General features: G+C 65.5%; 19 protein-coding genes. 5 read left to right on the top strand and 14 right to left on the bottom strand.

Annotation, left to right across the window (positions count from 1 at the left end; genetic code table 11):
• Nucleotides 1–4 precede the first annotated feature (4 nt).
• From VGM61_RS14265 to VGM61_RS14250, 4 genes are all read right to left on the bottom strand, one after another.
• The gene (locus VGM61_RS14265) at nt 5–1,321 is read right to left on the bottom strand and encodes an ABC transporter permease (RefSeq protein ID WP_331523495.1); all 1,317 of its coding nucleotides are present in this window, start codon (nt 1,319–1,321) and stop codon (nt 5–7) included.
• Between the two features lie 9 nt (nt 1,322–1,330).
• Entirely contained in the window at nt 1,331–2,497 is a 1,167-nt protein-coding gene (locus tag VGM61_RS14260) for an ABC transporter permease (protein WP_331523494.1), read from the bottom strand.
• A gap of 12 nt (nt 2,498–2,509) precedes the next feature.
• Nucleotides 2,510–3,196, bottom strand: a complete 687-nt coding sequence (locus VGM61_RS14255; RefSeq protein ID WP_331523493.1) for an ABC transporter ATP-binding protein — start codon at nt 3,194–3,196, stop codon at nt 2,510–2,512.
• 71 nt (nt 3,197–3,267) lie between these two features.
• Nucleotides 3,268–4,506, bottom strand: coding sequence for an efflux RND transporter periplasmic adaptor subunit (locus VGM61_RS14250; protein ID WP_331523492.1), 1,239 nt, complete (start codon nt 4,504–4,506; stop codon nt 3,268–3,270).
• 328 nt (nt 4,507–4,834) lie between these two features.
• Between VGM61_RS14250 and VGM61_RS14245 the strand changes: the two genes are divergently transcribed.
• The 3 genes from VGM61_RS14245 (at nt 4,835) to VGM61_RS14235 (ending at nt 7,512) form a co-directional block, all read left to right on the top strand.
• Nucleotides 4,835–5,521, top strand: a complete 687-nt coding sequence (locus tag VGM61_RS14245; protein ID WP_331523491.1) for a fumarylacetoacetate hydrolase family protein — start codon at nt 4,835–4,837, stop codon at nt 5,519–5,521.
• Nucleotides 5,522–5,601: 80 nt separating this feature from the next.
• The gene (gene mscL, locus VGM61_RS14240; protein WP_331523490.1) at nt 5,602–6,009 is read left to right on the top strand and encodes a large-conductance mechanosensitive channel protein MscL; all 408 of its coding nucleotides are present in this window, start codon (nt 5,602–5,604) and stop codon (nt 6,007–6,009) included.
• Nucleotides 6,010–6,072: 63 nt separating this feature from the next.
• Nucleotides 6,073–7,512 carry a M20/M25/M40 family metallo-hydrolase gene (locus VGM61_RS14235; RefSeq protein WP_331523489.1) on the top strand — a complete coding sequence of 480 codons (1,440 nt, stop codon included), beginning with the start codon at nt 6,073–6,075 and terminating at the stop codon, nt 7,510–7,512.
• On the opposite strand, the gene VGM61_RS14230 is transcribed toward VGM61_RS14235, so the two are convergent.
• Nucleotides 7,509–7,964, bottom strand: a complete 456-nt coding sequence (locus VGM61_RS14230; protein WP_331523488.1) for a carboxymuconolactone decarboxylase family protein — start codon at nt 7,962–7,964, stop codon at nt 7,509–7,511. The two genes, VGM61_RS14235 and VGM61_RS14230, sit on opposite strands and share 4 nt — an antisense overlap.
• Nucleotides 7,965–8,038: 74 nt before the next feature.
• Between VGM61_RS14230 and VGM61_RS14225 the strand changes: the two genes are divergently transcribed.
• Nucleotides 8,039–8,932, top strand: a complete 894-nt coding sequence (locus tag VGM61_RS14225; RefSeq protein WP_331523487.1) for a sigma-70 family RNA polymerase sigma factor — start codon at nt 8,039–8,041, stop codon at nt 8,930–8,932.
• 122 nt (nt 8,933–9,054) lie between these two features.
• Here the strand turns inward: VGM61_RS14225 and VGM61_RS14220 are convergent, their stop codons facing one another.
• From VGM61_RS14220 to VGM61_RS14210, 3 genes are all read right to left on the bottom strand, one after another.
• Nucleotides 9,055–12,162 carry an efflux RND transporter permease subunit gene (locus VGM61_RS14220; RefSeq protein ID WP_414694882.1) on the bottom strand — a complete coding sequence of 1,036 codons (3,108 nt, stop codon included), beginning with the start codon at nt 12,160–12,162 and terminating at the stop codon, nt 9,055–9,057.
• 10 nt (nt 12,163–12,172) lie between these two features.
• A complete protein-coding gene (locus VGM61_RS14215) occupies nt 12,173–13,294 on the bottom strand; it encodes an efflux RND transporter periplasmic adaptor subunit (protein ID WP_331523485.1) in 1,122 nt (373 codons plus the stop codon).
• 126 nt (nt 13,295–13,420) lie between these two features.
• The gene (locus VGM61_RS14210; RefSeq protein ID WP_331523484.1) at nt 13,421–13,876 is read right to left on the bottom strand and encodes a MarR family transcriptional regulator; all 456 of its coding nucleotides are present in this window, start codon (nt 13,874–13,876) and stop codon (nt 13,421–13,423) included.
• Between the two features lie 75 nt (nt 13,877–13,951).
• Here VGM61_RS14210 and VGM61_RS14205 point away from each other — a divergent pair, with 75 nt between their 5' ends.
• The gene (locus VGM61_RS14205; RefSeq protein WP_331523483.1) at nt 13,952–14,464 is read left to right on the top strand and encodes an O-acetyl-ADP-ribose deacetylase; all 513 of its coding nucleotides are present in this window, start codon (nt 13,952–13,954) and stop codon (nt 14,462–14,464) included.
• Between the two features lie 10 nt (nt 14,465–14,474).
• On the opposite strand, the gene VGM61_RS14200 is transcribed toward VGM61_RS14205, so the two are convergent.
• Genes VGM61_RS14200 through VGM61_RS14175 form a run of 6 tightly spaced genes read right to left on the bottom strand, consistent with a single transcriptional unit; the run spans nt 14,475 to nt 21,488 of the window.
• The gene (locus VGM61_RS14200) at nt 14,475–16,193 is read right to left on the bottom strand and encodes a BatD family protein (RefSeq protein ID WP_331523482.1); all 1,719 of its coding nucleotides are present in this window, start codon (nt 16,191–16,193) and stop codon (nt 14,475–14,477) included.
• The gene (locus tag VGM61_RS14195; RefSeq protein ID WP_331523481.1) at nt 16,190–18,091 is read right to left on the bottom strand and encodes a tetratricopeptide repeat protein; all 1,902 of its coding nucleotides are present in this window, start codon (nt 18,089–18,091) and stop codon (nt 16,190–16,192) included. The genes VGM61_RS14200 and VGM61_RS14195 overlap by 4 nt, the downstream gene beginning before the upstream one ends.
• Complete coding sequence (locus tag VGM61_RS14190; RefSeq protein WP_331523508.1) at nt 18,088–19,068, bottom strand: VWA domain-containing protein; 981 nt, start codon at nt 19,066–19,068, stop codon at nt 18,088–18,090. The genes VGM61_RS14195 and VGM61_RS14190 overlap by 4 nt, the downstream gene beginning before the upstream one ends.
• A 7-nt stretch (nt 19,069–19,075) precedes the next feature.
• Nucleotides 19,076–19,555: a DUF4381 family protein gene (locus tag VGM61_RS14185; RefSeq protein ID WP_331523480.1), complete on the bottom strand. Its 480-nt coding sequence runs from the start codon at nt 19,553–19,555 to the stop codon at nt 19,076–19,078.
• On the bottom strand, nt 19,552–20,484 hold the full coding sequence (locus VGM61_RS14180) for a DUF58 domain-containing protein (protein ID WP_331523479.1): 933 nt from the start codon (nt 20,482–20,484) through the stop codon (nt 19,552–19,554). The genes VGM61_RS14185 and VGM61_RS14180 overlap by 4 nt, the downstream gene beginning before the upstream one ends.
• The gene (locus tag VGM61_RS14175; protein WP_414694881.1) at nt 20,481–21,488 is read right to left on the bottom strand and encodes an AAA family ATPase; all 1,008 of its coding nucleotides are present in this window, start codon (nt 21,486–21,488) and stop codon (nt 20,481–20,483) included. Before VGM61_RS14175 ends, VGM61_RS14180 begins: the two co-directional genes overlap by 4 nt.

Raw genomic sequence — 21,488 nt, 5'->3', positions numbered from 1 at the left:
ATGCCTACAACTCGCGCAAGGCCGTCGTCACCGGCAACCGTGCCGCGCGCACTGCGGGGAACAGGCCACCGATGAAGCCGATCGCCAGTGCCCACTTGATGCCCGTCCATAACAGTGCGCCGGTGACCTTCAACTCGAAGCTCAATTGCCCGACGGTACCCGCGGCAAGTGTCGATGCGCTATATCCGTTGAAGATCGCCCACGCCAGCACCCCGCCGATGATCCCACCGATCAATGCAAGCAACATGGTCTCGAGCATGATCGCCACCACCACCGGCAGGCCGCGGAAGCCGATGGCGCGCAAGGTGGCGATTTCCCGTGCACGGGCGGCCACGGCGGCGAACATGGTATTGAGCGCGCCGAACATGGCGCCGATGGCCATGATCAGGCCCACCGTGATACCCATCCAGCGAATCACCTTGGCCGTGCCCTCGGATTGCTTGCTGAAATAGTCCAGGGTGGTATCTACATCCACTTTCAGCTGCGGGTTACCTTCCAGCGACGATTTGAACGCGGCGAATTTCGACGGGTCGGCAAGCTTTACCGTGACCGATGCACGGCTGCTGCCGCGACGGTAGGTGTCGGCAACGACGCTGGCATCTCCCCACAGTTCCGAATCCATCGCATTGTCGGCTGCGAACACGCCCACCACCGTCCAGACCTGGCTGCCCAGGCGGATCTCGTGGCCAGGGATCATTCCGGCGAACTGCTTCGCCGCGCCCTTGCCAACAATCAGTTCGCGCATGCCCGGTTTGAAGTTGCGCCCTTGGATGATCTTCACTTCCGGGCGAACGGCCCAGACCTGTTCACCCACGCCACGCAACTGCACGCTGCCTTCGTCGTCCGTAGTGCTGCCCTTGATGGGCAGGTTCGCCGCCACGACGATCTCGGGCGAGGCCAGCGGCTTGCCCTTGGCGTCCTGCGCTATGCCTTCCGCCTGGGGGATCAGCACGACACTGTCGTGGTCGAGCACCGACATCACTTCCGACGCCGAGGATCCGCGCATGACGATGGCGGTGTCGTTGCTGCCAGTCTTGCGCAGGGTCTGGCTGTAACCTTCGCCCATGGCCAGCAGCGCCACCAGCACGCCCACCACGCCGGCGATGCCGATGACGATGACCGAAGCCGAGCCCAGGCGCTGGCGCAGCGTACTGATACCCACCGCAGTGACCGAAGCGGCCTGCCTGCCGCGGCGGGTGAACAGCATCCATACCGCCACCGCCACCGCCAGGACGACGGCGCCCCACCAGGGCAGGACGATCCAGACAGCGATGAAAGCAGCCAATAGAACGAGCAAACCAAGATTGATCAGGAATCGCATGTGGTTCTCCTAGCGTCCGGCCAGCGCATCGACGATATTCAGGCGCATGGCGCGCAAGGCGGGCAGCAGGCCCACCAGCACACCGATCGCCAGCATCAATCCCAGGCCCATCGCCCATGTGTTGGCGCCCACGCCGGGCAGGTTCAGCATGCCGCCACTGCCGGCCACCAGTATCGGCACCAGTACGGTCACCAGGCCGAGCCCGATCACGCCACCAAGCAACACCAGCAGGATCGATTCGGCCAGCACCATGCCCAGCACGCTGCCGTTGGAAAAACCGATGGTCTTGAGCACCGCCAGTTCGTTCGTGCGCTCACGCACCGCCTGCATCATCGTGTTGCCTGACAGCAGCAGCAGGGTGAAGAACACCGCGCCCATGATGGATCCCACGATCAGGCCGATGTCGGCCAGCTGCTTCATCCAGCTGGCGGTGGCGGCCTGTTCGGTTTGCGTACGGGTTTCGTGATCGGAGTTGGCCGAGATCGCGTCGATGGCCTTGGCCACCCGGTCGGCCTGGTTAACATCGGTGACGCGGGTGACATACCAGCCGACGGCGCCGCGGTTGTACGGCGTGGTCTCATCGAAGTACTTCCAGTGCAGCAACATCATGGCATCGAAGAAGCCACCGGCTTTCTTGTCCTTCGAATGCAGGATGCCGACGACATCGAAAGTCCAGTTCTTGTCGCCCTGCCTGTTGGGGAAGATGGTGGACTGCATCGGGATCTTGTCGCCGACCTTCCAGCCGAAATGCTTGGCCAGCTTTTCGCCCACCAGCACACCGGTACGCGTGTCGTGGAAGGCCTTGCGCTCAGCGGCGCTCACTTCTATCTCGGGATAGAGGTCGATGTAATTGTCATCCACCGCGAAACTGAAAACCTGGTTGTGTGGATCCTGATAGGCCCCGCCGAACCAGTTGGCGTAGGTCACCATCTTCACCCCGGGCACCTGGGTAATCTGCGCTTCGAGCGATGAGGGCAAGGTCTGGATGAACGACAGCTTCGAACCCGTCTGCAGGCGCTGCGCGCCGTTGGCGCTTTGCCCGGCCTGGTTGAACGAAGTGCGCACGGCATCGAGCATGCCGAACAACACGAACGCGGTGATGATGGAAACCAGGGTAAGAATGGTGCGGGTCTTGCGCCGGAAAAGCGCCGCCCATACCAGGTGCAGGTATTTCATGACCGGCTCCTTTTAGGCAGTTGCCTGTTCGACCAGGGTGCCCTTGTCCAGGTGCAGGATGTGATTGGCAGCCTCGGCGGCCTTGGGGTCGTGGGTGACCATCACGATGGTCTTGCCGTGCTCGCGATTGAGCTCGCGCAGCAGGCCCAGCACTTCCTCGGCCGATTGTCGGTCCAGGTCGCCCGTGGGTTCGTCGCACACCAGCAAGGTGGGATCGGAAACAATCGCCCGGGCAATGGCCACGCGCTGTTGCTGGCCGCCGGACAATTCGCTGGGCTTGTGCGAGGAACGGTCTTCCAGTCCCACCAGCTTCAGCGCAACGGCGGCGTTCTGCTTGCGCTGCGACGACGAAAGCTTGGTCAACAGCAAAGGCAGTTCCACGTTGCGCTGTGCCGAGAGCATCGGCATCAGGTTGTAGAACTGGAATACAAATCCCACGTGCTGCGCGCGCCAGCGTGCCAGGGCGCCGCCGCCGAGTTGGTCGATGCGCTGGCCGCCTACCGTGAGGCTGCCACCGGTGGGCGAATCCAGGCCACCGATGAGGTTCAGCAGGGTGGTCTTGCCCGAGCCCGACGGGCCCATCAGCGCGAGGAAATCACCCTGCTCGATGGCAAGGTCGACGCCGTGCAGTACTTCCACTTTCTGCTTGCCGCGCTCATACACTTTGCTGACGTCGCGGATGTCGATAAGCGTACCCATGGTCCTCTCCCGATCGGTGCGCCGGCTTACGTACCGGCAAGGTAAAGCGTTGGTTGAATGGATGTCGCGGTTCAGGGCGTTTTCGCAGGCGTCACAGCGGCGCCGTCGTGAAGTTCGTCTGCTGGCGACACCACCACGGTGTCCCCGGCATTCACCGCCGAGGGCAGCAGGCGAAGCTCGCCATAACTCTGCGTGGCGGGTGTCACCGCGTGCTGGTGCGCGCGGTCATCGGCCACCACGAACACCACGTCGTGGCCATCGCGCTGCACGATCGCCTTGGCCGGCACCAGCACGCCCTTGGGTGCGGCGGTCTGCACGGGACGCGCATTCAGGAAGGACACGCGCACGCCCATGTCGGGGACAATGCGTTCGTCCTTTGTTTCCAGTGCCACGCGCACCTTCACCGTGGCCTTGCCGCGGTCGGCGGCAGGGACGATGGCGATCACGTGGGCGGGGATTTTCCAGTCGGGGTAGGCATCCAGGATGGCCTCGGCCGCCATGTCGGGCTTGACGCGGCCGATATAGGCCTCGTTGACATCCACATCGATCTCGAGCGAATCCATGTCGACGATGGTGCCCACGCCCGTGCGGGTAAAGCCGCCACCGGCCGATAGCGGCGAAACGATTTCACCCACCTGCGCCGCCTTGTCGGTGATCACGCCGTCGAAGGGCGCGCGCACCACGGTGTAGTCGTAGTTCACCTGGGCCACGTTCACCTGCGCCTGCGCCGAATCCGCCTGGCGCTGGGCCGAATGCAACTGGGCCACCAGGGCATCGGTGGTGGCACGCTGCTGTTCGGCGGACTGTTTCGACACCAGGCCACGCGTCGCCAGGGCATCGGCGCGGACGACATCGCGGCGCGCCTGTTCGAGCTGGGTCAAGACCTGGACCGCCTGGGCGCGGCTCGCCTGGGCGCTGGCCTTGGCGGCATCGAGGGCGGCGCGGTAGCCATTGTCATCCAGGCGGGCAAGTACCTGGCCCTTCTTCACCCGGTCGCCTTCCTCGATCAGCACGTCGGTTAGGGTGCCGGTGATCTGCGCCGACACCGTGGCCTGGCGGCGCGCGGTGATGTAACCGGTGGCCTGAAGCACGGAGCCGGCGCCCGATTGCGACGTCGGTGCCGTGGCCTGGGCCGTCTGCACGGGCAACGCCTTGCTGCCCAGCAGCCACCAGGCGACAGCGGCGCCGATGGCCAGCACCAGCACGACCACGCCGACGATGATGGCTATCTTCCATCCGTTCCCACCGCCATGCACCTCACGCTGGGCGTGGTCGATGCGCAGCTGCTTCAAGAGTTCCGCGTTGCTCATCCCTTTCCCTTTCCCTTTAGATCCGCGTGGGCATGCCACGCACGGCGCCGTGGGTGCTGGCGATGTTGCCTAGCTTGGCCGATGGCCGGCGCCCGGGTAATGGCGCCCGATCAACCGCCTTCGATGACAGCTGTCATTTATGCGGATGCCCCTTCGAACACACTCCGCCCGGCAGGATACGGGGCGGGGCGGGTAAAAACACGACCTGGCACATCTATGCCTAGGCAGGTATTTGCTCCGGAGGATGAACCTGTCACGACAGGTTTGACAGCCCCGGCACCCCCGCGCACGATGCATCGTCCCCCATGGCTGAAGTACTTCACATCACATGAACTATGCATTGCCCGTTCCCCCGATCCCGTCCGTCGCCATCGACGGCCTGCCCCTGCGCTTCCCGGTTCGCCGCGTCTTCTGCATTGGCCGGAACTACGCTGAGCACGCGAAGGAGATGGGCGGCAGCGTGGACAAGGCCAGCCCGATGTTCTTCGCCAAGCCTGCCGATGCCCTGGTGACCGATGGCGCGGACGTACCCTACCCCCTGGCGACGTCCGACCTGCATCACGAGGTGGAGATGGTGGTGGCGCTGAAGGACGGCGGAAGCAATATCGATCCTGTCGACGCCCAGGCACTGGTCTACGGTTATGCCATCGGCCTGGACCTGACCCGCCGCGACCTGCAAGCTGCCGCCAAGGCCAAGGGCGCGCCGTGGGATACCGCCAAGGGGTTTGATCACTCCGCGCCGATATCGAAGCTGGTGCTGGCTGATCGCGCCCATGTGAACGGCGACACGCCCATCACGTTGTTCGTCAATGGTGAAAAGCGCCAGTCGGCTACCCTGGGTGACATGGTGCATTCGGTACCTGAGATCATCGCCGCGTTGTCGAAGCTGTACGAGCTGAAGGCCGGCGACCTCATCTACACCGGCACACCCGCCGGTGTCGCCGCCCTGCAGCGTGGCGATCGCTTTGAAGCTACGCTGGGTAACATCGTTTCACTGGAAGGTCGCATCACCTGAGGCGTTTTGCACTATTACCACATGCCGGTCCTTAAGCTTCGTGTTCGACACCATCCCTTTTGCCTCCCGAGGAGACATCGATGAGCTTCGCCGCCGAATTCAAGAAATTCGCCCTGCGCGGAAATGTGATTGACCTGGCCGTGGGTGTGGTGATCGGTGCCGCGTTCGGCAAGATCGTCACCTCGCTGGTGGACAACATCATCATGCCGCCGATCGGCTACCTCATCGGTGGCATCGATTTTTCCAGCTACAAATGGGTACTGCAGCCGGCGAACGCCGCCGCCAAGACCGCCGAAGTGGCAGTGCAGTACGGTGTGTTCATCAACGTGATCATCCAGTTCGCGATCGTCGCACTGGCGATCTTCATGGTGGTCAAGTTGATCAACCGGCTTACACGCCACGAGGAAGCGGTGGCTCCGCCCACCGCCGACCAGGTGCTGTTGACCGAGATCCGCGACCTGCTCAAGAGGCAACAGGAACTGCCATAGGTCACGGCCGCGACCTGGCTCCGATGGCGGCATAATCGAGGTTTCACCTGACGGGGAATATCGATGCGTCGCCATTTTCGCCTTACCGCCCTGGCTGCGGGCCTGGTCTTCGCCAGCGGCGCCTTTGCCGCCAGTCCCACCACCATTCCCGCCGACGCCGTTGCTGCGGCGACCACCCTGCGCGACAAGGCCATGGCCGACGATACCGCCTATAACGTGGTGTCTTCGCTTACCACGGAAGTGGGCGAGCGCCTGGCAGGTTCCCCGGCGGACCAGCGCGGCCGTGACTGGGCCGTGGCCAAGTTCAAGGCACTGGGCTTCGACAAGGTATACGTGGAACCCGTGACCTTCCCACTGTGGGAGCGTCATTCCGAACATGCTGCCATCGTTGGCGAACATGCGCAGAATCTTGCGCTGACCGCGCTGGGTTATTCCGCCGGCACACCCGCGGGCGGCCTCACCGCCGAGGTCGTGGCGTTTCCCACCCTGCAGGCGCTGAAGGATGCCGATCCGGCGACCATCAAGGGCAAGATCGTTTTCCTCGATGCGAAGATGACCCGCCAGAAGGACGGCCACGACTACGGCATCGGCTCGCCGCAGCGCACGCAAGGCCCGGTGATCGCCGCCTCCAAGGGCGCGGCCGCGACCCTGGTCCGTTCGGCCGGTACCGATACCCATAGCCGCACGCCGCATACGGGCGTGACCGGTTTCACCGATCCGGCCAAGGCCATCCCCGCCGCTGCGCTGTCGCTGCCCGATGCCGACCAGCTCGATCGCCTGCTGGCGCTGGGCAAGCCGCTTCAAATCAAGCTCGACCTCGATGTCGGCTTCAAGGGCACGTACACCGGCGCCAACGTGATCGGTGAGATCACCGGCAAGAAGCACCCCAACGAAGTGGTGGCCATCGGCGGCCACCTGGATTCATGGGACCTGGGCACCGGCGCGATCGACGACGGCGCAGGTGTGGCCATTGCCATGGCCGCGGCCAAGTTGATCCACGACATGCCCCAGCGTCCGGACCGCACCATCCGTGTGATCGCCTTCGCCAACGAGGAAATGGGCCTGTGGGGCGGCCGCGCCTACGCCGACAAACATGCCGGCGAAGTGGCGAAGTTCCAGCTGGGTACCGAATCGGACTTCGGCTCAGGTCCGGTGTGGCGCATGACCGCCAGCGTGAAGCCCGAAGCCCGCGGCGCCATCGAGCAGATCGCCAAGGTGCTCGAGCCGATCGGCGTAGCCTACGATGCAAACAAGCCCGGCGGTGGCGGTTCGGACCTCTCGCAGATGCACGGCAAGGGCATGGCCGCACTGTCGCTCACCCAGGACGGCACCACTTATTTCGACTTCCACCACAACGCCAACGACACCCTGGACAAGATCGATCCGAAGGAACTGGCGCAGAACGTGGCGGTGTATGCCACGTTCGCTTACATGGCCGCCCAGGCGAAGGGTGACTTCGGTTCAGCGCCGGGTGCCTTCGCCAAGGATGGGGCGCACGACTAGCCCCAGGACATGACCGGCTGGCGTACCGCGACGTTCAGCCGGTTCCACACGTTGATATTGGCGATGGCCACGATCAACGCGGCGCGGGCCTTTTCGTCGTAGTGCGCGGTGATGCCGTCCCAGACATGATCCGGGACGGCATCGGATTGATCGGCCAGGCGGGTCATCGACTCGGCCAGGGCCAACGCCGCGCGTTCGCTTTCGGAAAAGAACGGCGCCTCGCGCCAGGCGGCCACCGAAAACAGGCGCTCGTCCGTTTCGCCTTTCTTGCGGGCCATCCGCCAGTGCATGTCCACGCAGGCGCTGCAGCCGTTGAGCTGGCTGGCGCGCAGTTCCACTAGGTCCAGCGTGGCCTCGGCAACGCCCTGCCCTTCGGTTGTTTTCTTCAGCGCCATCAGCGCCTCCCTGGCCTCGGGGATGACCAGCGCCGGATTCGTCATGCGTGCTTTCATGGTATTTCCTCGTCACATGTGTGTTGTGGGGTACGTCTGACAGGTAGACGAACCGACGAAGGAAAACGTGACCGATGAACAACGACGACATCCTGGCCCGGGCTTTCGATGCCCAGCGCAGCCACCTGAACGCAGTGGCTTACCGCATGCTGGGCTCGGCGAGCGAAGCCGAAGACGCCGTACAGGAAGCCTGGTTCCGGCTGGGACGACAGGGTGAAGCAGTGGACAACCTGCGCGCATGGCTTACCACGGTGGTGAGCCGCATCTGCCTGGATACGCTGCGAGCACGGCGGGCGCGAGCTGAAGACACGCTGGACGAAGGCGACGATGCCCAGCTGCCGAACCACGATCGCGGCGCGGATCCGGAACACCAGGCGATGCTGGCCGATGCGATTGGCCCGGCGATGTTGGTCGTGCTGGACACGCTGGCGCCATCGGAGCGCCTGGCCTACGTGTTGCACGACATGTTCGGCGTGAACTTCGAGGACATCGCGGTGATCGTCGGTCGTTCTCCCGATGCTGCACGGCAGTTGGCCAGCCGCGGACGTCGCCGCGTGCAGGGCCTGGGTACGCGGCGCGCAGGCACCAGCGAAGTACGGCGTGCCATCGTCGAGGCTTTCCTGAAGGCCTCGCGCGAAGGCGACTTCGGCGCGTTGCTGTCACTGCTGGATCCTGAGGTGGTGCTCCGCGCCGATGCCGCTGCCGTAGCCGCCTCGCTGGCTGCCCCGTCGGGGGCACCAAAGATCGCGCGCGAGATACGGGGTGCCCACCAGGTGGCGGACGTGTTCCATGGACGCGCGCGCGCGGCCCAGGTGGCGCTGGTGGATAACGCCTACAGCGCAGCCTACGCGCCGGACGGCAACATCTTCACCGTGTTCGATTTTGTCATCGAGAACGGCCGCATCACCGGCATCAACGTGGTGGTGGACAAGGACATCCTGGCCACCATGGACGTGCAGCTGGTTTGATGCACAGCCGGCGGATGGTGCGGATGAACCATCCAGCCAACCTGCCGACCGGGCATCGCCGCATCGGGCGTGCAACATCATGCCAAGCCAGGAACCGTTTGAACACGATCCGATGGTCTTGCTTATGCCTCAGCCGGCGGTCCCACCTTCTCTTTCTTCTTCCGCCGCCCCATCGCCTCGGCGGCACGCGACATGTACACGTAGACCACCGGCGTCAGGTACAGGGTGAGTACCTGCGACACCAGCAGGCCACCGACCACGGCCAGGCCCAGCGGGCGACGCGTGGATGCACCGGCGCCCAGGCCCAGGGCGATGGGCAGGGTGCCTGCGAAAGCCGACATGGTGGTCATCATGATCGGGCGGAAACGCACCTGGCAGGCCTCGTAGATCGCCTGCGACGGCGTGATATCGCCATGGCGCTGACGTTCCAGGGCGAAGTCGATCATCATGATCGCGTTCTTCTTGACGATACCCACCAGCATCACGATGCCGACGAAGGCGAAAAGATCGAGCGTGGCGTTGAAGATTTCCAGTGTCAGCAGCGCACCCACCGCCGCGGCCGGCAGGCCGGAGAGAATGGTCAGCGGATGGATGAAACTCTCGTACAGGATGCCCAGCACCAGGTAGATCACGAACACCGCCAGCAACAGCAGCAGGCCCATGCCCTTCATCGAATCCTGGAAGGCCTGCGCCGTGCCCTGGATGCTGCCGTTGATGGTGGCCGGCAGTCCCATCTTGTTCATTGCGCCGTTGATGCTGCCCACCGCTTCACTCAAGGAAACACCGGGGGCGAGATTGAACGACACCGTTACCGCCGGCAGCTGGCCCTGGTGGTTCACCGTGAGCGCTTCAGGCTTGCGTTCAAAATGCGCCACGGTATCGAGCGGCACCAGCGCGCCTGCGTCGCTGGTGACATATATCCTCGACAGCACGCTGGTGTCGCTCTGCATGCGCCGCTCCACTTCCATGATCACCCAGTACTGGGTGGCCGCGCCGTAGATGGTGGAAATCTGGTTGGCGCCGAAAGCGCTGCCCAGCGCCGTCTGCACCTGGTTCATGGTCAGGCCCAGGGTGGCCAGTTTGTCGCGGTCCACCACCACGTTCATCGATGGGCTGTTGAGGTCGAGATCGGTGGTGACGTCCTGAAAGCCCGGCAGGCCCTCGAAAGCGTTGAGCACCTTGCCCGACCAGTCGTACAGCGACTGAAGTTCCGTCGATTGCAGCGTGTACTGGTATTGCGCCTTCGACTGGCGGCCGCCGATCTGGATCGCCGGCGGGTTCTGGATATATGTGCGGATACCGGGGATGGCAGCGTATTTCTTGCGCAGCGACTGGATCAGGTCGTCCACACCCAGGTCGCGCTGGCCAGCATCCTTCAGGCGCAGGAACAGCGAACCGTTATTGGCCGTGGCGCGCGAGCCGCCGGCCCCCACCGACGACATGTACGAGTCGATGTTCGGGTCGTTGCCGGTGAGTTCGGCGATCTCCTGCTGCCGTGCAGCCATGGCGGCGAAGGAAATGTCCGTCGGGCCTTCAACGGTGACGCGAAGCTGGCCGGTGTCACCGGCCGGGATGAAATCCTTCGGCACCACGTAGAACAACAGCCCAGTGGCCAGCAGGCTCAGTACAAACCCCGTCATCACCAGCCGTGGGCGCGCCATGGCCCATGCCAGGCTGGTCCCGTAGCCGTGGCTGACCGCACTGAACCCGCGGTCGAACATGCGTACGATCCATGCAGGCTTCGCATCGTGGTCGTGCTTTAGGAACCGGCTGCAAAGCAGGGGCGTGAGGGTGACCGACACCACGCCTGAAATCAGGATCGCCACCGAGATGGTGACGGCGAATTCATGGAACAGGCGGCCGATGATGCCCCCCATGAACATCACCGGGATGAACACGGCGATCAGCGATAGCGTCATCGAGATGATGGTGAAACCAATCTCGTTGGAGCCCCTCACCGAGGCTTCGAAAGGCTGCTCGCCGGCCTCGATATGCCGGATGATGTTCTCCAGCATCACGATGGCATCGTCCACGACGAAACCCACGGCCAAGGTCAACGCCAGCAGGGAAAGATTGTCCAGGCTGTATCCGAGGGCGAACATCACGCCGAAGGTGCCGATCACCGAGATCGGCAGGGCGATGGCCGGGATCAGGGTGGCTGACGCATTGCCCAGGAACAGGTAGATCACCAGTACCACCAGCACGCCGGCCAGGATCAGGGTGAACTGCACGTCGTGCACGGAATTGCGGATCGATTCGGAGCGATCGTAGAGCACATCCAGTTTGACCGACGGGGGCAAGGTGGCTCGGAAGCCCGGCAAGGTGGCCTTGATGCGGTCCACTGTTTCCACCGTGTTGGCACCGGGCTGGCGCTGGATCGCCAGCACGATGGCGCGCTCACCGTTGTACCAGGCGGCCACCTGGTCGTTCTGCACGCTGTCCTTGGCGGTGGCAAGGTCCTTCAGGCGCACGGGCGCGCCGTTGCGGTAAGCGACTACGATGTCGTTGTAGGGCCCTGCCTTCATCAACTGGCCGTCGGAACGGATCGACAGCAACTGGCGCTGGCCGTTGAGCGAACCGGTGGCCTTGTTCACATTGGCATTGGCGATCGCCGTCTGCAGCTGGTCGATGCCGATGCCGGTGGCAGCCAGGCGATCAGGGTCCACGCTCACGCGCACGGCGTATTTCTGCGAGCCGTACACGTTCACCTGGGCCACGCCGTCGAGCATCGACAGCTGCTGGGCAAGCTCGGTTTCGGCGTAGTCGTCTACTGTGGACAGCGGCAGGGTGGTCGAACTCATCACCAGGTTAAGGATGGAGGCATCGGCCGGGTTCACCTTGCGATAGGTGGGCGGCGTGGGCATCTCCTGCGGCAACTGGCGCTGCGCGGCGGCGATGGCGGACTGGACATCCTGCGCGGCGGCGTCGATGTTCCGATCGAGCTTGAAACTGACCGTGATGGAGGTCGTGCCAAGCGCACTGGTCGAGCTCATCTGGTCGATGCCAGCGATGGTCGACAGCTTCGCTTCGATGGGGGTAGCCACCGAGGACGCCATGGTCTCGGGCGACGCGCCGGGCAGGCTGGCGCTGATGCTGATGGTGGGGAAGTCGACGTTGGGAAGCTCGTTCACCGGCAGCTTCGGATACGCGACGATGCCGAAGATCACCAGGGCCGCCATCAGCAAGGTGGTCATCACCGGCCGGCGGATGCACATCTCCGGGATGTTCAGCGCCATGGTGTCAGGTCCCCTGTGCCTTCACCGTGCTGCCGTCGACCAGCAACAGCTGGCCTTCGGTCACCACCGACTGCCCTTCCTGCAGGCCCTTGTCGATCACCACGCGGTCGGTGAAGGTGGGACCCGGGGTAACAGGCGTTTGCCTGACTTTGTTGTCCGGCCCCACCACGAACACGAACGATCCATTGCTGTTCGATTGCAGCGCCACCACCGGCACCGACACGGCGCCGGCGATGCGCGTGGTGGGCAGCGATACATCGGCGTACTGACCCGGCGTGAGCCGGCCATCGGCGTTGTCGAAGCGTCCCTTGAGCAGGATCGTGCTGGTGGTGGTGGTGACGGTGTTGTCGATGAATTCAAGCTCGCCGGTGAGTGCTGCGGTATCGCCGGCAATCTTCGCGGTCACCGTAACTGGCCCACGGTCGAGCGCGGCACGTACCGCCGGCAAGCTGTCTTCGGGAATGTTGAAGGTGATGCGGATGGGGCTCACCTGGTTCAACACGACCAGGTCGGTGACGTTGGCCTGGATGGTAGCGCCGGGATACGCCAGCGGTTGGCCGGCCACGGCATCGAAGGGTGCTATGATGCGCGCGTAAGCCAGCTGCGTGCGTGCCAGTTGCTCGGCGGCGAGGTCGCTTTGCAGCGCGGCCTCGGCGACACCCAGGTTGGCCTTGAAGGTGTCGTAGTCGGCGCGGGAAACGTAGCCCTTGGTCACCATCTCGGTGTAGCGGGCATTGTCCGCGCGCGCCTTGACCAGCTGCGCCCGGTCGCGCGCGACATTGCCGCTGGCCTGGGCCAGCTGCGCCTGCAGCAGCGAGGGGTCGATCTGGGCGATGACATCGCCCTGCTTCACCTTGCTGCCGGGTGTGTAGTGCAGCGCCTGCAACTGGCCGTCCACGCGCGCGCGCATGGTGACCGTGGAGTACGCCTCGGCGCGACCGATCACGCGGATGCCGAGGTCGACGTCGCCCTTCGTGGCACGGGCGACCTTCACCGGTACTGCCTGGGTGCCCCTGGTGGCCGTCTTTACGTCCTTGCCATCGCCATGCCATGCACGCACGCCGATCCACGCGGCGGCGACCACGGCAATAAGAGCGACAACTTTGATCCAGGACTTCTTCGACATGCCAACCTCATGGAATTACGGGAAATTCAACTTAGCTTCCCGTGAGCCCGCGGATTGTGCCAGCGTTCTGGTGCCGTTGGGCCCTGCCAATCGTCCTGACCCGGTTTTTAATCGCGATTAGCTGCGCTAAACCGTTGACGCAGCACCTTCCAGCGATTGTAAATTTTCCTTCATGCGTTCGAGCGTGGCCATTGCCTGCTCCAATTCCTCGCGCGAAATGCCATTGGTAGCGTCGCGGCGAATGCTGCGGGCGATGTCTTCCATGTCGTCGATCACGCCGCGCGATTGATCCGTATCGTAGAGGCGCCAGCAGCGACGGTCGGCCGGATCGGCCCGTCGCTCGACGAAGCCAGCCGCCTGCAGGCGGTCGATCACCCGCCCAACGGCGATGGGTTCCATTTCCAGGAACTCGGCAAGTTCAGTCTGCCGCAGGCCAGGGCGCCGGTGCAGCACCTTCAATGCACGCCACTGCGCGCGGGTCAGGCCGAAACGGATGGCCCGCCGATCGAAGTGCTTGCGGAACAGCAAGGTCACATCGTTGATCAGGTATCCGAAGGAGATGTCTTCGTTCTTGATGTCCATGGCCGGCTGCTTACTCTGTACGTTGGGTTGAGTATAGTTCGCATGAACTTGCGATAACGGTCAAAGGGGTGCGCCGTGTGGATCGAAGTGGTCGAAGCCGACATTACACGGCTGGAAGTGGATGCCATCGTCAACGCCGCCGCACCGGCACTGCTGGGTGGCGGTGGCGTGGACGGCGCCATCCACCGTGCCGCCGGCCCGCGCCTGCTGGAGGCTTGCCGGGCGCTGCCGGAAGTCTCGCCCGGCGTGCGATGCCCGGTGGGGGAAGTCCGGCTGACGCCGGGATTTGAGTTGCCCGCCCGGTATGTCATTCACACAGTGGGGCCCATCTGGCGGGGCGGCAACCAGGGCGAGGCCGCGGAGCTTGCTGCCTGCTATCGCCATGCCGTACGGGTTGCCACCGGGCTGGAGCTGACCTCCATCGCCTTTCCGGCCATCAGCTGCGGCGTCTATGGATACCCCATTGCCGCCGCTTCCGCCGTGGCGGTGGCGGTGATTCGCGCCACCCTGGCGCGTGAACTGTCCATCACGCTGTGCTGTTACAACGCTGAAACGGCGAGCGCCCTGCGCCACGCCCTGGTGACCTGAGGGCACGGCCCTAGCCATCATCGGGATAGAGCGGGGGAAGCTCATCATGCACGGGAGCGACACGCCGCGCCCAGGCAAAACCCGATTCGAAAGCATGGCGCAACGCCTGGGCATCAAGGGTTACCTCTCCCGGGGCAAAACGCGCCCGCTGCAAGCCTTCGATGGCCTCGCGCTGGGGCTTTGACCCCAGCGCCACGGACAGCTCGCCCAGGTTGCGCACCGACGGCCGCGTTTCCCGCGCCCATCGCAGCAAGGCCTGCCCGATGCCCGCTGCGTCGCCAGCAGTGACGGCGGCGAGGAAGCCCTTGTGACCTGCCATCGCGGGTCCGGTGTCCAGGCGCCCGGCGCGCGGGGTACGGCCACGCCGCCGCCACAGCCATGCAGCAAGCACCAGGGTAACCAGCCATACCAGCGCCAGTGCGGCGGTGATCGCCTTCCAGCGGGATACCGCGCTGATCGTATCGCGGCCGGCCAACGGCGCGGCAGCCGGTGCGCGCCCGTCGGATGCGGCCGCCACGCCCGGTGCCGCCGCGACGGCACCGGTGGAGGACCCCGTCGCAGGTACCGGCGCACCAGGCGCGCCTGACACCTCGATGCGGGCCGCAGGCACGCTGGCCGTTTCCATCGCGCGCTTGCGCGTATTCCACCAGTGCAGGGTGATCTCCGGGATCGACAACGTGCCGGCGCGGGTGGGCACCACGGCAAAGGCCTGCGAGCGGCGCCCGATGAGGCTGGTGCCATCGTCGCGGGTACCCGTACTGGCCTTGTCCGGATACACATCGGCACCGTCGAGCGCCGGAAGGCTCAGGGAAGGCAGGACTTCAAAGGGAAGACCCGTCGCCTCCAGCGTGAGGTTCAGTGTCAACGGCGTGCCCACGTGCGCCTTTCCATCGGCTGGCAGGCCATCGAGCTTCAGGGTGAGGGCGGAAGCGGGAAGCCAGGTGCCTTTCGCACCGGCGTCGGGAACAGGATCGACCTCGACTTCGACGCTGTTGGACACCGCCGAGACCGGTGAGGTACCGGCGAAGAAAGGATCCTGGCCGCGCTGGTCGAGCGCCTCGCCCTGGAAACTCACCGGCGGGATGGTGAGCTTGCCGGCGTGTTGTGCAAACACCACATAGTGCCGCTCGAGCACGCGGTAGGTCGTGCCGTTGCGCTGCGCCTGGTAGTTGCTGTCGTTGCCGACGCGGCGCATCGACAAACCGGCCGTCTGCGGGTCTCCCAGCGAACCGTCGGCCAGGTCCAGCGCGTAGAGCAGCCTTACCGTATAGGAAATGGCCTGGCCGACGATGGCATGGTCGGTGTCGGCGGCAGCCTCCAGTAACACCGGCCCTTGCCGCGCCGACGGTGCGGCCGCGCTGGCAGTGTCGACATGCAGGCTCAGTGGCGAGGTGCGCTGCCCGGCAACGTCGAGCGCGGGGATGGTGATCGTGCCCGGATGATTCGGCCGAAGCGCCACGCCGAACTCGGTACGCAGGGTGCGCTGGCCGTTGATGATCGACAGGCTGCTGTTGGTGGAACTGCCCAGCACGGTGAAATCGCCCGACAGCGGCGACAGATCAGGTGGCGCTGCCTGCTGCAACCCATCGACGGTGATGGTGAGCGCCACTGTTTCACCCATACGCGCCTGGGTGCGGTCAAGGCTCGCGCGCGCTGTTACCTGCGCCAGCGCCGCCGTGGGCAGCAAGGCGAAGGCGAGCAGGAAAACCAAGCGGCGCGCCGTGGTCATGGTTCATCGTCCGGTTGCACGCCCTGGCGGCGCTGGTAGTCGAGCATGAATTTCCGGCGCAACAGGCCGCCGGGATCGTCAGGTACACGCTGCAGGGCCTGGCGCATGGCCGGGGGCAGGTTTTTGCTGCCGTCGGCATCGTCGGCCTGCAGACCCAGGTCGTGGCTGCCGTTGCCCTTGGCCGCCTTGGCCTTGCCGGCCATGGCGCGGTCCATCTGCTCTTTCAGGGCCTGCTGAGCGGCTTTGGCCTGGGCGTCCTGGCGGGCTTCGTTTTCCTTGTCGAGCTTGCCGGTGGTGTCCTTGCCATCCTTGCCGGCATCGCCCTGCTCCGGATGGGAGGGTGGCGCCTTGCCATTGGATTCACCGGTGCCCTGGCCCTGCGAGGGGGAATCTTCACCCTGGCCCTGCCCGGGAGACTTCTGTCCGCCGCCGCTGTCCTGCTTGCCGCCTTGTTTGTCCTTGCCCTTGCCACCCTCCCCCTTTTTCTTGTCGTCGCCATCCTTGCCCTGCTGGGTGTCCTTCGACTTCTGCTGCTGTTGTTTGTCCTGCTGTTTCATGAAGGCTTCGACCGCCTTGCGGTTGGCGGCGGCATCGGCATGATTGGGCTGCAGCTTCAGGGCGCGGTCGTAGGCCGCGATGGCCTCGGGATATTTGCCCGCCTTGGCCAGCGCGTTGCCAAGGTTATAGGCCGCATCGCTCCCGGGAAGTTTTGCGTAGGCGTCGGCAGCCGCGCCGTAGTCGTTTTCCTTGTACGCCGCCGCAGCGGCGAGGTTCGGATCCGTTGCCAGTTCACGGGCCTTCGACGCGTCACCGGCGGCCAGCGCCGCGGCGGCGCGCTGGTTGCGATTATGGAAAATGTCGTCGGCATGGGCCCTGGGCGCGACCATCGGCATCACTGCCAGGATCGCAGCCAATAGCCAGCCCCGGCGAAACATCAACGCAAACAACGGCAGCAGGGCCAGGACGAACCATGGGCCTCGGTCCTGCCAATCGGACGACTCGGCCTTCCCCGCCTTCGCCTGGGAAGGGTCCGACACCAGCATGCCGCGCAAGGCGTCGATGTCCCGATGGCCTTCGTCCATCGGCACGAAGATACCGCCACCGGCGCTGGCCAACGCCGACAGGGCAGCGTCGTTACGCGCTGCCATCACTACATTGCCGCCGGCATCCTTGATGAAGCCGCCGTCGGGCGCGGCGATCGGTCCGCCGCGGATGGTACCTATGCCCAGCACGGAAACGCGGATGCCACGGGCACGGGCGCGGGCCGCGGCGGCGATGGCGTTCTTGTCGGCGTCATCGGTCACCAGCACCAGCGAACCGCCGCGGCTGGCCGCATGCGCGATGGCATCGGCGCCCATGTCGATCGCACGTGCCGCATCGTTGCCATCCACCGGCATCGCATCGGGGGCCAGCGCATTGAGCAGTTCATCCGTGCTGTGCGCGTCGGATGTGAGCGGCGCCACCAGGAAGGCATCCCCGGCATACGCCACCAGGCCGTTCAGGCCATCGCGGTTGGCTTCGAAGAGGTCGCGCACTTTGTAGCGGGCGCGGCTGGCACGGTCGGGGACCAGGTCGTGCGATTGCATGTGCGAGGACATCGACACCGCCACCATCTGGGCGGCACGGTCGGCGAACAACGGCTGCAGCTGGCGATCCCACGAGGGGCCTGCCATGGCAACGATCGCCAGCACCGCAGCAAGTATGCCCAGGGCCAGGGGCAGTCTCTGCCGCGCGGGCTTGCCTTCCATCAGGAACGGCAGCAAGGGCGAATCGACCAGGCCGTCGAACACGCGCGGCGTGCCGCCACGTCGCGAAAGCAACCACGCGCCCACCGGCACGGCCAGCAACAACCATAGCCATGCGGGCTGGATGAAATGGAAGGCGTTAAGCGCGCTCATGCCGTTGCCCTGGGCCGGAACATCCGCGACAGCGACGCCAGCAACATCAGCGCAAGGCTTGCCGCCAGGGGCCAGCGGAACAACTCGATATGCGGACGCAGCGGCTGGCCCTGGTGCGGCATCGGTTCGAGTGCATCGATGCTGCGATACGCATCGGCCAGGGCGCTGGTGTCGGTGGCGCGGAAGAAGCGGCCGCCGGTGTCGTTGGCGATGGAAGTGAGCATGCCGACGTCGAGGTCGGCCGACGGGTTGACCACGCTGGAACCGAAGAAGCCTGGGACGGTCATGCGGTCGGCGCCGATGCCGATGGTGTAGATACGCACGCCGGCGGCCTTCGCCGCGCGCGCCGCATCAAGGGGTTCGATCGCACCGGTGTTGTTCACGCCGTCGGTCAGCAACACCATCACGCGCGCCTGGGCGGGCAACGATGCCAGCCGCTTGACGCCCACGCCGATCGCATCGCCGATGGCTGTCTCGCGACCGGCCAGGCCCACGGCGGATCCGGCCAGCTGTGCGTGCACGGCATCCAGGTCGTAGGTGAGCGGGGTGACCAGATAGGCCTGCGATCCGAACAGGATCAAGCCCAGTTCGTCGCCCGCACGCCGCGAGATGAAATCGCCGGCGATCGCCTTCACGGCTGAGAAACGGCTGACGGGCTGGCCGGCCAGCACCATGTCTTCCTGCGCCATCGACCCTGAAAGATCCACCGCAAGCATCATGGCTCGACCACTGTGTTCCTGTGCCTGGGGTGGCCCGAGCCACTGCGGGCGCACCGCTGCACCTACCAGGCATAGCCAGGCCAGTCCCAGCAGGATCCATGATCCGCGCGGCGAGCGGCCGCCGACGACGTTGGCCAGCGACAGGCCCGGCTGCGGCAGCTTGAGCGCCTGTCCCGGTGATTCCGGACGCAGCCACCAGCGCAGCAGCCACGGCAACGGCAAAACGACGGCGATCCAGGGCCACGCGAGCAAGGGCAGATGCAGCTCAGGCACGGTGCCTCCGGCGCATGGGCAGTGCCACGCGCAGCCAGGCGCCTGCGCTGCGATGAACGGCATCGATATCGAGCGTGGCCGAGGGTCGGTACAAGGCTGTCTCCAGGCCTGCCAGTGGCATCACATCGACATTCGGCGCCAGGGCCTGCAGCGACGCGGACCAGGCACTGCCCTGCTGGGCCACAAGACCGGCATCATGCCGGCGGGCAACACGGCGCAGCAGCTGGGACACTTCACGCGCGTAGGCAGCCAGGTCGCCATCGTCGCTGTAACGATGGCGCGCGGCATCGAGTTCGGCCAACACCATGGCCTGTCGGCGACGTTGCAGCACGCGCCGGCGCCACCACCAGGCCGCCACGCCAAGCAGCAGCAGGCTTATGACGATCAGGAGCCACCAGCCGGGTGCCAGCGGCCACCACCCCGGTGGCGGTGGCAGGTGGATGTCGCGCAGCTGCAAAGCGGGCTGGGTCATCGCGGGCCACCTTTGCCCAGCAGCTGGGCGATGCCATCGAGTGGATCGGCGGCGGTATCGATGATGCGATGGCGCAGGCCAAGTTCCGTGGCCAGCGATTGCAGGCGGCGATGGCCCTCGCCCATCGCCCGGCCAAAGGCCTCGCGCTGGGCTTCGCCACGGAGCTCCACTTCAAAACGCTCGCCGTTGTGCGCGAACGGGTAACGCCCGGCGGGCGGAACGTGCAGCTCCAACGCATCGGACACGCCCAGCAAAAGCACTTCGGCGCGACGGGCCACACCCAGCAGGCCGCCGCGCGTGGCATCGTCGCAACTGAAGCCGTCGGTCACCACCAGCACGCGCCGGGCGCCATGCGCGGCGCGGCCGGTACGTTGCAGGGCGGCAGCGAGGGTTTCGTCTGCATGAACGGGACCTTCGGCATCCCAGCGCGCCAATGCGCCGGCGATGGCCAGTGCGCCGCGTTGGCCGCCCTGCGCGCGCAATTGGCCGCGTTGGCCGCCGAAGGCGATCAGGCCGACCTTGTCACCACCCCGCATCGCGTACCAGGTGGCCAGCGCCGCCGCACGCGCGGCCTGCACCGACTTGAATCGCGCGCGCGTGCCAAATCGCATGCCGGCATTGGTGTCCACCACCACCAGCAGCCTCCCCTCGCGCTCTTCCTCGAACAGCTTGGTATGCAGGCGTCCGCTGCGCGCGGTCAGGCGCCAGTCGAGCCGGCGCACATCGTCGCCCGGCTGATAGGCACGCGATTCGGCGTAATCCATGCCGCGTCCGTGCAGGCGGCTGGACTGCTGCCCGTGGCTGGCCGTATGCACGCGGTTCGGCGTCAGCTTGACGCGCGCCACGCGGGCACGCAGGGCGATCAGTTCGGCAAGGCTGACGCGGGTGCGACCGTCGCCATCGATGCTGGCGTCGATGGCGGCGTTCACGGCAACGGCACGAGGTCCAGCAGGCGGTCGATGATGCGGTCGGGGCGGATGCCCTCGGCCTCGGCTTCGTAGCTGGGCAGGATGCGGTGGCGAAGTACTTCATGGGCCACGGCGTGGACATCTTCGGGAAGCGCGTAATCGCGCCCGGCAAGCCAGGCACGTGCACGCGCGCAACGGTCGAGCGCAATCGAGGCCCGCGGACTGGCGCCCCAGGCGATCCAGCGCGCAAGCTCCGGGCCGTAGCGGCCGGCGTCGCGCGAGGCCAGCACCAGCTGGGCCAGGTAGTTTTCGAGCGCGGGCGAGACATGCACGTTCAGCACCGCGTCGCGCGCGGCGAAGACGTCCGCCGGCGTGAGCATCGGCTTCACCGCCACCGGCGCACGCATCGACTGCCGTGCCTGCTCGCGCGCCAGGCGCAGGATGGCCAGCTCCGCTTCGGCATCGGGATAACCGATGGTTACGTGCATGGTGAAGCGGTCGAGCTGCGCCTCGGGCAGCGAAAACGTGCCCTCCTGCTCGATCGGGTTCTGCGTGGCCATCACCATGAAAAGATCCGGCAACGGCCAGGTGCGGCGGCCGATGGTGATCTGCCGCTCGGCCATGGCCTCGAGCAGGGCGGACTGCACCTTGGCCGGCGCGCGGTTGATTTCATCAGCCAGCACGATGTTGTGGAACAGCGGACCGCGCTCGAACTCGAAGGTGCCGGCCTGGGGCCGGAAGATGTCGGTGCCGGTAAGGTCGGCAGGCAGGAGGTCCGGCGTGAATTGCACACGGTGGAAATCCGCATCGATGCGCTGGGCCAGCGCCTTGATCGCCGTGGTCTTGGCCAGGCCCGGCGCGCCTTCCACCAGCAGGTGGCCATCGGCAAGCAGGGCTATCAGCAGGCATTCCACCAGGTGCGGCTGGCCGATGATGCTGCGGGAGAGATCGGCCCGGAGCGCGGCGAAAGCGGGCTGCAGCGGATGGGCGGGCGAAGGGGCGGGTGCGGGCGGTGCTGGCGTCAT

It is taken from the genome of Pinirhizobacter sp. (assembly GCF_036499745.1).
Classification (GTDB): domain Bacteria; phylum Pseudomonadota; class Gammaproteobacteria; order Xanthomonadales; family Rhodanobacteraceae; genus Pinirhizobacter.
The sequence above is the reverse complement of the archived record's forward strand: the minus strand, read 5'-3'. Positions and strand labels throughout refer to the sequence as shown.